Here is a 12791-nt window from a genome sequence, read left to right on the forward strand (position 1 = left end):
ATATATGATGAGATTTGAAAGAGTAATTATTTTAATATTATGTTTGACAATATTTTCTGTTTCATGCGGAAAAAATAAGGCAGATTTAAAGAAGAAAGAAAATCCTATAAGTGTATTAGTTGCTGCTCCAATAAAACAGCATTTGGATGAATATTTGGAACTTTCTGCAGAGATTAAGGCTATAAAAGAGGTTGAAATATCATCTGATGTTCCTGGAAAAATAGCTAATATATTGAAATATGAAGGAAGTTTTGTTAATAAAGGCGATACTATAGCATTAATTGATAGATTTGTTATAGGGGCAAATTATGCTTATGCTCCAGCTAGAACTCCTATTTCAGGTTATGTTACAACTACATATATGGCGGTAGGTGCTTCAATAGCCGCTTCTACTCCTATAGCAAATGTTGCTGATATAAGCCAATTAGAAGTGGAAATACAAGTTCCGGAACGCTCTATTGCTGGTATAGAATTAGGACAAAAAGTATTTATAAGAGTTCCTTCATCTCCTAATAAAGAAATAGAAGCTACTATTACAAAAAGAGATTATGCAGTTAATCCTTCTACACGTACTTTAATGGTTAAGGCTTTGATAGATAATAAAGATAGGCTTCTTTTACCTGGTATGTTTTCGGATGTGTCAATATTGCTTAATTCTGCCGATAATGTATTCGTTATACCAAACAGTTCTGTTTTCAGTGATGATGTAGGTAAGAATTATATATATGTAGTTAAAGAAGATAATTCAAATAATCCTCCAGCAGAAGGCAAAGTAACTGAAAGTACAAATATGCAGTATAGAGCATATACAAGAGAAGTTAACATATTATTTACTTCTAAAGATAAAGTAGCTTTAAGCGGCGGACTTGAAGAGGGAGAAGAAGTAGTTATGTTCGGACGTGAATTCTTAAAAAATGGTTCATTAGTTAATAGAATAGAAAATGACCCTACAATATTAGAATATATAACACCTCCTACAACATTGGCATCTGCTCAAACAAATACATCCAATGATACAAATTCAGGAGTAAATAATACAAATACAAAACCTACTAGACCATCAACTGCTACTAGTAAGCCCGCAACAACAGTAATAAATACGAATACTACTAAACCTGCAACAACAGTTAGAAATACAAATACTACTAAGCCTGCTGCAACGGTTAGAAATACGAATAATACAACTACAAGACCTTCTACTTCAAAAGAAAATAATAATACTCAAAATGGTTCCGGAGATGGTATTTATTCTATTGGGGGTTGATTTATATAATTTGATGTAATTGTTTTTTTATTTAAGGAGCGATTTTTTATGAGAAGTTTTATTGAATTAATAGTAAAAAGACCGGTTGCCGTATTTATGGGTATAGTTGCTGTAGTTATACTTGGTGCTGTAAGTTTATCTAGGCTGCCGGTAGATTTTTTGCCTGATATGGAACTTCCTTTTATTAGTATTAGAACAACTTATGATAATGCTGGTCCTGAAGAAGTTGAAAAATCTGTTTCAAAGATTATTGAGGGAGCAGTATCTTCTGTTAATAATATTAAAGAAGTAAGTTCATCTTCTGAGGAGGAAGATTCAAGAGTTTTTGTAGAATTTAACTGGGGAAGTGATTTAGCTTCTGCTACAGCTGATATTAGGGAAGCAATAGATAGAATAAGAAAATCTTTACCGGATGATGCAGAAAGCCCTGCCGTTTATAAATTTTCTACTGATAATATACCTATTATGGAAGTATCTTTCTATGGTACAGAAAACTTATCTGCATTATACAATTTAGTAGATAACCAAGTATTAACAAGTATAGAACAGGTAGGCGGTGTAGCAATGGCTGAGATTAGGGGGGGGCTAAAAACTCAGGTAAAAGTTGATGTTGATATGAACAGACTTCAGGCTTACGGACTTGATATTAATTCTATTGTAAATACTTTGGCATTAGAGAATCAAAATATATCCGGCGGTGAAACTTATGAGGGAGTTTATAAATATACTTTGAGAACTACTGGAGAGTTTAAAAATGTTAATGATATAGGTAATGTTGTTGTGGCATTAAAAACTAACAGTACGCCTATAAGACTTAGAGAATTGGCTACTATTTATGAAGGATATGATGAAGATGGAGATGTTATTAAAGTTAATGGTACTCCGGCTGTTACTGTTTCTATAAATAAAGAATCCGGAGCAAATACTGTTGCGGTTTCTGATGGTATAAAGAAGAGACTTGATACTCTTAATCTTCCGGAAGGAATTAAATATGAGGTATTATTCAACAGTGCTGACAATGTTAATAAAGCTATAAAAGGGGTTCTTGATACTGCTTGGCAGGGAGGTTTATTCGCTGTTATAATATTAATGCTTTATTTATGGAATGTAAGAACAGTATTAATTATTGCTGTATCAATTCCTATGTCTATAATTGTTACATTTACATTAATGTATTTCTTCGGAACTACTTTAAATATTATATCGCTTTCAGGACTTGTACTTGGTATTGGTATGATGGTTGATAACTCCATTGTTGTACTTGAAAATATATTCTTCTATAGGAATAATGGTTATGGTAAATATTCATCTGCTATAGACGGTACTTCTACCGTTGCCCTTGCAATATCAGCTTCTACACTTACAACAATAGCAGTATTTTTGCCTTTCCTTTTTGTTGAAGGTCAAACAGGTCAGATGTTTAGAGACTTATGTATAACTGTTACTGTTTCTATGATAGCTTCTTTGGCTGTTGCTTTAACTATAGTTCCTATGTTGGGTGCAAGACTTGTAACTACAAAAAAATCTAAGCATTTAGTAAAATTTGAAAATTTCTTTGATAAGCATTTTCACTCTAAAGTTAATTTTATATATGAAAAGGTATTAACATATTCTATAGGTCATAAAACTAGAGTTCTAATACCTGTTATATGTTTAGTTGCTTCAGTAATTGTCATTGGTATTATATTTATAGGTAAAGAAGGTTTTCCAGAATCTGATGAAGGCCAATTTAGAGCTCAAATTACAATGCCTGTTGGTACCAGAAAGGAACAAACTTCATCATTTGTTGATAGAATGAGAAAAGATGTAGAAGAGGTTGTAGGCAAGGATTTAAGCAGGGTTCAGACTAGAGCAAGATCTGGTTCAGATGCCAACAGAGGAGAAATCAGAGCTCAGTTAATAGATAAATCTCAAGGCAGAACTATGGAAACAGAAGAATATGTAGAGCTTGTAAGAAAAAAATTATCAAGCTATCCTGCTACAATCAACGTTGACAGTGTTACTAGTATGAAAGGAAGCGGAAATAGCGATTCCAGCGGTATAGATATAGATATAGTTGGAGAAGATTTAACAAGAGCTAGAGAACTTGCTAATAGTGTAATAGCTGCTTTGCAGGATGTTCCAGGACTTAGGGACGTACGTTTGAAAAAGAGTGATGCAAGCCCTGAGCTTAATGTTACAATTAACAGAGATTTAGCTTCTAAAATGGGGCTTAATATAAATACGGTTGCAAATTCTATTAAAACTAGTTTCGGTGGAACTACTGCTACTAGAATGACTCCTGAGAATTCAGATGTTACAGATATTGACGTTATAGTAAGACTTAATGAAAGAGACAGAATCAATATAGATGATGTTAAGAGAATGCTTATACCTACAAGTGCTGGAATGGTTCCTGTTTCTTCTGTTGCCAATGTGGATAAAACTTTTGCTCCTAGCGAGATTAATAGAAAGAATGACAGCAGAATAACTTCTATTACAGCTTCCGGATATGGAAGACCTATGAACCAAATAATGATAGATATTCAGGCTGCTATCAATGAGAAAGTATTTGTACCTTCCGGATTTACTATAGTTTATTCAGGAGATTATGAGGACATGCAGGAGGCATTCGGACAGCTTATACAGGCATTATTTTTGGCTTTAGTATTAGTTTATGCTATTATGGCAAGTCAGTTTGAATCTTATATTGCACCTTTCGTTATAGCTTTAGCAATACCTTTCGGATTTGCAGGTTCTCTTGTATTATTATTAATATCCGGACAAACTTTAAGTGTATACAGCGGTATTGGGGTTATAGTTCTTATTGGTATTGTAGTAAATAATGGTATTGTACTTATTGACTATATGAATCAGCTTATGCATGAGAAGAAAATTAATGGGGATGCTGCTGCTTTAATAGCAGGTCCTAGACGTTTAAGACCAGTTCTTATGACTTCTCTTACAACAATACTTGGTCTTCTTCCTATGGCATTGTCAGGCGGCGAGGGTAATGAGATGTATCAGCCTTTATCATTAGCGGTTCTTGGTGGGCTTACAGTTTCTACTATGTTTACTCTTGTTATAGTTCCTACTGTTTATGCTGCTATTAGAAACAGAATACCTCTTAAAGATTATGAGGCTAAAGATATTGAAAGTAGAGAAACAGCTGGTATTGATGATGCTTTAAGCACACCTGGTAAATAAAAATATAGAAAATAATTAAAAGGCTTGAGTTTTTATAAACTTGAGCCTTTTTTATTTACTAATGTTAATTAAAATTTTAAGCCTAATAAAAACTTGGGCGGGTATGCTTTTTTAATTAAACAGTAAAATTAATTAGAATGCTATTTCTGTAAAGGTATTAAATTTATAAGGGCGGGGTATGTAATTAATTTTTTTTAACTTAAATTACATTTATCCCACCCTTTATATTTTTTGTTTTATTTTTCATTTTTATGTTATTTTTCTTTTTTATTTTATTCTGTTATTTTAGCTGCCCACCCAAATATTTTTTAATTTGTGTATTTTATTAACCGCACATAATACTAAGTTAAAATATATATTTATTTTTGATTCAAATTTTTTTATATTCAAAATTTTGTTTACCGTGCGTTATAGTTAAAATTTTAATAAATAAATCAAAAAAATTTATTTTTTATAATAAAATTTGATTTTTCATATAAAAATCTTATATTTAAAACATATAAAATGATTAATAAGAATAAAGAAAATTAAGGATAAAAAATGAAAACTAAACTATTTTTAATATTAGGAATTTTGATTGTTGCTATATCATGCAGCAGCCCATCAAATCCTACAACAGATTATAATAATACATCTAATACAGTTTCAGATACTAAAAAGAATACTTTGGAAGTTGATGAGTATTATCCTGAATTAGTATATAAAGGTGAAGGCGTATATAGAATTAATGGTGAAACATTTCCTGAAGGAGAAAGTATAAGAATAGAAATATATGATGATAATTCTATAGATGTCTTTAGATCAAAAAAATATTTTATGTTTGAGAATGTTAAGGTAAAGAACAATGTATACACAGCAGAACAATATCATGATGGTTATAGACATACATTTGAGATGACAGTTACAGGAGATAAAGCTAAAGTGGTGTATACTATACAAGGAAATAATGAAAACTATCATTTTGAATCTGATCAAATTGTAAAAGTAGTAAAATAAAGAAACTTATATACTTACCAACATTAATTTATAATATGTTTATATCTTAATAGGTGAATGAAATATTTATAAATTTCTTTCACCTATAAGTTTTTAAATAATATAAAATACCGCATCTAATTATTTTATTATGTTTTTATATCGATAGAAATATAGCGTACATTCTAGAATTAGATTTATATACTGAAAGCACAACAAAATTAATATATTATTATATTAATTAAAATAACTATTTTATTCTAAGCCGTATATTTTTAAGAATTCATTTAATATAGTATGCATTATAATTCTTTTTTTATCATAATCTAGGTTTCTTGTAAGTTCTATACCAAAGGCTTCTATATTTTTTTTAGCAGCATAAAATGTTATTGTTGTAGGCATAGGATAATACATTTGTCTAAATTTAAATTTCATAGGCTCTATTCTTGAGTTGATATTATTTAATACTTTTACAACCTTATCATCAAGTTTTCTGCTGTCATATATAATAGAATCTCCAAAGAATTCTTTAAATCCGTTTCCTTCATGAAGAGTTAAAACAACATCAATATCATATTCATCAAGCATATCCATATATTCTTTTGCCAATTTATCAGTATCAGTTCTATTAATTTTCTTATCGAAAAATCTATTATTGATATCTTGACCTTCTATTGCTCTTGTGTTTAGTCTGTATGCTTCAGGTACAGCAATAGGAACAACAGTTAAACTTCCTTTTTTTATAGGCATATTAAGTCTTTCCATAGCCACATCGGTTCCTACTCTCTCATTTCCATGAGGCACTATTAAAAATATATTAGGACCTTTTTGCGGATGAACTATTCTGTATATTGTGGTTTCATTTTTAGTGCCTTCCATAATTTTAAAGCTGTATCTGTCTATATCTTCATTTAGATGAGTTGCAACTTCTCCTTCTAACTGTCTTGATACGCTTTCTATTAAACTTTTTTCATTTGCTGTAGTTCTGTAAGGTCCGTTCATTGTAGGTATTATTGAAGTTTTATGATGCGGTTCTAAATAGTAGCTCATTCCTAATTCAATTTCAGGGGTAATTTTTACAGCATTATCGCAGGTTATAACAGAAACTTCATTATCATATGAAATAACAGCAAAAGACTTTCCTTTAAATTTAAATACTTTATCGTCTTTATTTATTGTCATTTGAACATCATCATTATGTTTGCTTTTTATGTACATATATCCTGAATGTAAAGTAAATTGTTCATTTTCATAAGTAAGTTTAGAGCTAGGCATTAAGATAATAGATTTTTCCCCATTATCTATAACAATATAGGATTCTTCTTTTGTAGATATAGAAAAATAATCATCAGGAAAACTCTTGTTCAAATCAGAATCTGCATATTCTTCATTAACAATTACAGAAGCTTCTCCCTGTCTTGATATAACTCTGAAACTATTAGCGAATGCAATGCTATCTATTATAAAAAATAATACAAAAAAGATGTATATACTAAGCTTCATATAAAAACCATAAAATAAAGATACTGTTTTTATTATCGTATATTATAGAAAATGCTTTAAATAAAAGTTTTATTTAAAGCATTTGAATTTTTATTGTTCTTTTGAATAAAGTATATTTCCATGAGATATTGTATTCACGTTTTTTATATATTTTGCTGAGGCAGGAGAACCATCATTTTTTAACTTTATATCAAGGCGATAATTATCATCAATATATTCAAAATATATACTAGGCAGTATGCTTGCATTTTTACTGTTATAGGCATTTATAGAAACGCCGTAGTATAAGAGTCCAAGCATTACAGTATATCCGTAGAATCCGTCTCCTTTTGATAAATCAAAAAATGATGCTGGTATTGTTACTTTAAGTTCATCGTTTTCGTAATATGAAACAAAATTTTCCTGTACATCAACCGTTCTTTTAATTCCATTATATATACAGCTTCTTTTTCCCGTATATCCTTTATTTATTCTTTCTTTAGGAGCAGGGGATTTATCAAGCATTCCTACTATCATATCTGAAGAATTTTTATTTTTTATATAAACATATCCTACAGTTTCATCTTCATAGATAGGAAATTGAATCTCTCCAACCCAATTATCATCGCTTATAATATATCCGTAATACCTACCATAATATAAATTTTCTTTTTTAATTTTGCTGCTGTAAATGCTCTCTTTATCAAAATTAACTTTTTCTGATTTGTTTGAAACAATTAAACCTTTTATCATTCCATTATTGATAGTAACATCAACTGGTATATTTCCTGTTTTGTCGGCATTAAAGAATTTCCATGAGGCATTATATTTGCTGTCTAATCCTTTAATTGTGTAACCGCTTTCAGATGATTTAAGAGGAGAAGTTACATTATTAGATTCCTTACTGCAGCTTAATGCAAATAATATAATTATATTAATACAAATTATTTTTTTTATCATACCGTTTATCCTTATTGAATAATATGTTAGCATACATCAAAATATTAATCAATATTATTTATTTACTAATAATAATTATTAAATAATCTTTTTTTACAATACTAATAACTTTATAAAAAAAATAAACATTAAATATTTAATTTCAAATATTCTTTATAATTTATATTAAAAAAGGCCCGAATCTAATTAAAGATTCAAGCCTAATATTCAATAAGGGATACAATTACTAAAGTTATGCCAATAAAACCTGTCCGTTATGTCTTATTGATAATTCCAAAGAGTTAGTTAATCTTATTTTATAGAATTCTATTCTTTTATTAATTTCAAATACATGAGCATTGTTGTATTTTTTCATAATTTTTTTAACCTTGTCAGCTATATTTTTTGGAAGTATATTTTCAGATAATTTGTCATCGCTGCTTATATAGTTCCAAGCTCCGTTTTTATCGAAGTTTATATAAATACCGTTATTTAATTTTATTTCATATTCATCTTTTATTTTGTCTATATAAACTATTTTAGCTTTGCTGTAATTAGAAGCTATAAATCTTCTAATATTTTCTGGTAATTGGCTAGGTGTAATTTTTATAAAAAGTTTTAAGTTGTTAGTCATAGTGTATCTCCTTATTAGTAGTATGTAAAATCTTTTTACAATTATAATTATAGCAGATTGTAAAAATTAAGCAATATTTATTTACAAATAATTTACAATAAATTTACAAAACTTATAGTGAAATATAGTATTGTAATACATATAAAACATATAGAAGATTGTATATTGATAATTAATGTAAAATATATTTACAAATATTATGAAATTAGCTGTAAATACAGTTTTTAATATGAAAATTAGAAATAAATTAAAAAATTTTATTTACATACCCCGCCCTTTATATTTTTTAATTATTTTAATAAATTCCTATTTTAATTTTCTTTATAGCTATAGTATAAAAAGCACACCCGCCCAAGTGTTATTTAAATTTTTAATCTATATTAACGCACGGTAAATAGATTTTTATATTTTGTTTTAGTTAAATTAATAATGGACTCTATATTTTAAATTTCGTTCTGCGTGCGCTATACGTATTATAATTTAAATACGATTAGGGTGGGTGTAAAGAAATCTAATTTGACTAATTAAAAAATAAAATATAAATTGCATATTTAAATTGTAAGTCTAGAGGGCGGGCATATGAAATGGCTGTAATAATAGATTTTAGGTTATATTTATATAATTTTTTAAAAAAAATTACTAAAATCATTAAAGATTAAGAAATATAATGCTTCAAAAATAAGAAATTTAATATAATAGATATTATTTTTTTATAATTTTCATAATAAATTCAATGGCTTTTGTATAGAAATAATAGTATTTCCAAGATTTTTTCATATTTTATGTAAAAAATGTAGTGTATATCGTTTATTCTTAGATTTTTTGAGAAAAAAAGAGAAAAAAATACTAAACTAACTTAAACTTTATTCCGATTAGGTCGAAAATTATTGTATAGCAAAATGAGAGTTCAAGTATTTGACGGTCTCGAACTCCCTGTTTGCATAGTTGATACCATATAATAAATGTATTTATTGGCGTAAATACATTTTGTAGGATTTAATGGTATTTTTGGCAACTTTATATAGTCACTAAGGATTGTCGGAATACCTTAAATTCTCTTTAATATTTTTTGCCAATTAGGCACGGATGCCTTTTTGAATAAATATCATGGAGGATGACGATGATCATCAATAACAATATTAGTGCTATAAATGCACAACGTACTTTAAAATTCAGAAATGTAGACCTTTCTAAAGATATGTCTGCTTTATCTTCTGGATTAAGAATCAATAGAGCTGGAGACGATGCTTCTGGACTTGCAGTATCTGAAAAAATGAGAACACAAATCCGCGGTTTACGTCAGGCTGAAAGAAACACTCAAGACGGTATATCTTTCATTCAAACTACTGAAGGATATCTTCAAGAGAGCCAAGACATTTTACAAAGAATACGTGAATTAGCTGTACAATCTGCTAACGGTATCTATACTGATGCTGACAGAATGCTTATCCAAGTTGAAGTTTCTCAATTAGTAGATGAAGTTAATCGTATTGCTAGCCATGCTCAATTCAATACTCTTAACATGTTAACTGGTAGATATTCTAACCCTAATGAAGGTGGAGCTCCTGTTGCTTCTATGTGGTTTCATATTGGTGCAAACATGGATGAGAGAAGAAGAGTTTATATAGGAACTATGACTGCTGCTGCTTTAGGTATTCAAACTCCTGAAGGTACTGGTGTGTCTATCTCTTCTATAGACAAAGCTAATACTGCTATAGGTTTAGTTGATGAAGCTTTAATGAAAGTTTCTAAACAAAGATCTAATCTTGGTGCTTATCAGAACAGATTGGAACTTACTGCTCAAGGTTTGATGATCGCTTATGAGAACACAGCAGCTTCTGAAAGCAGAATAAGAGACACTGATATGGCTGAGACTTCTGTTAAATTCGCTAAAGACCAAATCTTAAGTCAGGCTAATTTGGCTATGTTGGCTCAAGCTAATACTATGAACCAAGGCGCTTTACGTTTGATTCAATAATTAAGTACGTTTTATAGCAAGCTAATTTAAAAATAGCTGGCCTCATTAATAAAATTATGGGGCTGGCTATTTTTTATTTTAAATTTTTAATTACAAACCCGCCCTTTATTCCTCATTACTTTTATTTCATTTTATAAGTCTTAAATATTTTTTAATTCTGAAATAAAAAAGCATTCCCGCCCAAATGATGATTAAATTTAGAACCAATTTAACGCACGGTGTATCATTTTGATATTTTATTTTAGTTAAATTAATAATTGAGTTTATATTTTTTTATTTTGTTCTGCGTGCGTATGTGCAGATTAAAAATTTAAAAAAGCTAGGGTGGGGCAGAAAATTCTAATTAAAGTTTAAAAATATAATGGATCTAATTTATTAGAATTTAAATGATAAAAAATAAAGGGAGGGCTGAAAACAAAGTTTTATTTCTTAGTTTGTTTTATTTCCAAAAAGTTTGGCATATAATTCATCCTGCTCTTTTAAATGTATAACAAAACCTACAGCTATTTTGTTTTCTGTAGCTTCTATTATTTTTCTAGCTCCTTCTTCTCCAAAAGCTCCGCAAAGTTCTATACAGTCTATTCCTTCTTCTTTTAATTTCTTTGCTGTTTTAATAGCATCATCTATATCTGATACTCCTATTATTTGAGAAACTCCGTTATGTATGGAAGATATATCATTCTTGGAATCAAATGTTTTTCCCATTATTAAATATGCAAACTTCATGTTATACTCCTAAAAAATAATGATAAAATTTTCGGATTATAAACTGCCCGCCCTCTATATTTTCTGCCAAAAATGATATTTTTGCGTATAATGTTTTGAAATTTTAATATATTAATAAGTTACCCGCCCTTTACCGCACGATATATAAAATTAAGAAATAAAATTCAATAATAATATAATTAAACAATAAAAATAAGCGTATTAACCGTGCGTTAAATTTGATTTTATATATAAAAGAGAATTAGGGTGGGTATGCATTTTTTAAGTTATTTGCTGAGGATAATATGTTTTGAGTTTTTATTAAATGCCGTAAATTTATAGGGCGGGGTATGTAATTAGTTTTTTATAATTGTATTTTATTTATATATAAACTATAATTATTGAAGGATTTTGTATTTATGAAAAATATAGTATTTATTTTAATTTTCACTATTTCTTCTATTGCTTATTCTATTACTTTTTATGCTGATGAGAATTTTTTAAAAAAACATTTTAATTATGATAAGAAACTAGATACTTATGTTTTTAATAAAAATAAGGTTAATACATTGTCTTTTCACACTTTAAAAGTGGAGGATGATTTATTTGTTGTGCAAACTATAATTAAGCAAGATAAAGAATTATATGGATTAAAAGAGGTTCGCTTCAACAATAAAGAAGAAGATATTTTTGTTATTCCTAATATTGATTTGATGCATGTTGCGGATACTTTAGTTTTTATAAGTTTGTCAAATATTGATGATGATAATTCGGATAAATTAATAGAATTTTTTAGTAAAGGTAATGTTTATTTAGAATATGTTGCAGAAGATGATATTTATAGATATAAGATAAATAATAAAACAAGTAAAATATTTGCTGAAGTATTAAAATGCAATATAAAGAAACTAGATGAATAAGATATAGTCATTATATAATTTTATATTAAAAAATGATATCTATGTTATATATTGTTTTTATTAAATTTAAAAATACTTACTCTTTACTGCATTCATAATGAAACCAAGATATAAAATTCAATAAATATTAATGAATTAATCATGCGTCAAAATGACATTTTAAGTATGTTATAGAAAGATATATTTTTTATTAAGAATTAGATTTATAAAGAAAACCAGTAACTATAACTATTATTCCTATAAGCATAGTAAAAGGAGCTAAAAATCCCATAAAACCTTCAGGATGCTGACCTACCATTGCTATAAATAAGAAACTTAAAGCAAATACTGCAAGCCCTATAATTAAGATAATTATATTTTGTTTTGAAAGTTTATCGTGATTATTTACCATATTTACTGTATAAAAAAAGTTCATAGCTTAAACAGCCACAAACCTTATATTCTCCATTATTGTTTTTTGCTCGGGGCCGGAATCGAACCGGCACGGTCACAAGGACCAGCAGATTTTAAATCTGCTATGTCTACCAATTCCATCACCCGAGCTGGTAGTTGCCTAGTATATTAGCATAATTAATAAAAAAAATCAAGTTTTAAAAATACAAATTTACTAAAAAATTTCTAAACTACAATTTATTGACAAGGCTATTTTTGGGAGTTAATTTTTATATATTGCTTAATAAAAATTGTGAGCGTATTGTAAGTTTACTT

At 28.3% G+C, this 12791-nt stretch carries 10 protein-coding genes and 1 tRNA gene; 5 read left to right on the forward strand and 6 right to left on the reverse strand.

Annotation, left to right across the window (positions count from 1 at the left end; genetic code table 11):
- Positions 1 to 4 precede the first annotated feature (4 nt).
- From T324_RS0104305 to T324_RS0104315, 3 genes are all read left to right on the forward strand, one after another.
- On the forward strand, positions 5 to 1264 hold the full coding sequence (locus T324_RS0104305) for an efflux RND transporter periplasmic adaptor subunit (RefSeq protein ID WP_028329122.1): 1260 nt from the start codon (positions 5 to 7) through the stop codon (positions 1262 to 1264).
- Positions 1265 to 1312: 48 nt separating this feature from the next.
- Positions 1313 to 4450, forward strand: coding sequence for an efflux RND transporter permease subunit (locus T324_RS0104310; RefSeq protein WP_028329123.1), 3138 nt, complete (start codon positions 1313 to 1315; stop codon positions 4448 to 4450).
- 540 nt (positions 4451 to 4990) lie between these two features.
- On the forward strand, positions 4991 to 5446 hold the full coding sequence (locus tag T324_RS0104315) for a hypothetical protein (protein ID WP_028329124.1): 456 nt from the start codon (positions 4991 to 4993) through the stop codon (positions 5444 to 5446).
- Between the two features lie 234 nt (positions 5447 to 5680).
- On the opposite strand, the gene T324_RS0104320 is transcribed toward T324_RS0104315, so the two are convergent.
- The 3 genes from T324_RS0104320 to T324_RS0104330 all read right to left on the reverse strand — a co-directional run bounded on the left by T324_RS0104320 (position 5681) and on the right by T324_RS0104330 (position 8480).
- A complete protein-coding gene (locus T324_RS0104320; protein WP_028329125.1) occupies positions 5681 to 6928 on the reverse strand; it encodes a M14 family metallopeptidase in 1248 nt (415 codons plus the stop codon).
- Between the two features lie 90 nt (positions 6929 to 7018).
- Positions 7019 to 7867 (reverse strand): hypothetical protein, encoded by an 849-nt coding sequence (locus T324_RS0104325; protein ID WP_028329126.1) that lies wholly within the window; start codon positions 7865 to 7867, stop codon positions 7019 to 7021.
- 232 nt (positions 7868 to 8099) lie between these two features.
- Positions 8100 to 8480 (reverse strand): PepSY-like domain-containing protein, encoded by a 381-nt coding sequence (locus T324_RS0104330; RefSeq protein WP_028329127.1) that lies wholly within the window; start codon positions 8478 to 8480, stop codon positions 8100 to 8102.
- A gap of 1120 nt (positions 8481 to 9600) precedes the next feature.
- Between T324_RS0104330 and T324_RS0104335 the strand changes: the two genes are divergently transcribed.
- Positions 9601 to 10458: a flagellin N-terminal helical domain-containing protein gene (locus tag T324_RS0104335; protein ID WP_028329128.1), complete on the forward strand. Its 858-nt coding sequence runs from the start codon at positions 9601 to 9603 to the stop codon at positions 10456 to 10458.
- 429 nt (positions 10459 to 10887) lie between these two features.
- Here the strand turns inward: T324_RS0104335 and T324_RS0104340 are convergent, their stop codons facing one another.
- Positions 10888 to 11184, reverse strand: a complete 297-nt coding sequence (locus T324_RS0104340) for a DUF6506 family protein (RefSeq protein ID WP_028329129.1) — start codon at positions 11182 to 11184, stop codon at positions 10888 to 10890.
- Positions 11185 to 11582: 398 nt separating this feature from the next.
- On the opposite strand from T324_RS0104340, the gene T324_RS0104345 reads away from it, so the two are divergent.
- Positions 11583 to 12083, forward strand: a complete 501-nt coding sequence (locus tag T324_RS0104345) for a hypothetical protein (protein WP_028329130.1) — start codon at positions 11583 to 11585, stop codon at positions 12081 to 12083.
- A 190-nt stretch (positions 12084 to 12273) separates the two neighbouring features.
- Here the strand turns inward: T324_RS0104345 and T324_RS0104350 are convergent, their stop codons facing one another.
- Together T324_RS0104350 and T324_RS0104355 are read right to left on the reverse strand one after the other, a co-directional pair.
- Positions 12274 to 12474, reverse strand: coding sequence for a hypothetical protein (locus tag T324_RS0104350; protein ID WP_028329131.1), 201 nt, complete (start codon positions 12472 to 12474; stop codon positions 12274 to 12276).
- Between the two features lie 67 nt (positions 12475 to 12541).
- Positions 12542 to 12626 (reverse strand) — tRNA-Leu (locus T324_RS0104355).
- Positions 12627 to 12791 lie beyond the last annotated feature (165 nt).

This window comes from Brachyspira alvinipulli ATCC 51933, from assembly GCF_000518245.1.
GTDB lineage: Bacteria > Spirochaetota > Brachyspiria > Brachyspirales > Brachyspiraceae > Brachyspira > Brachyspira alvinipulli.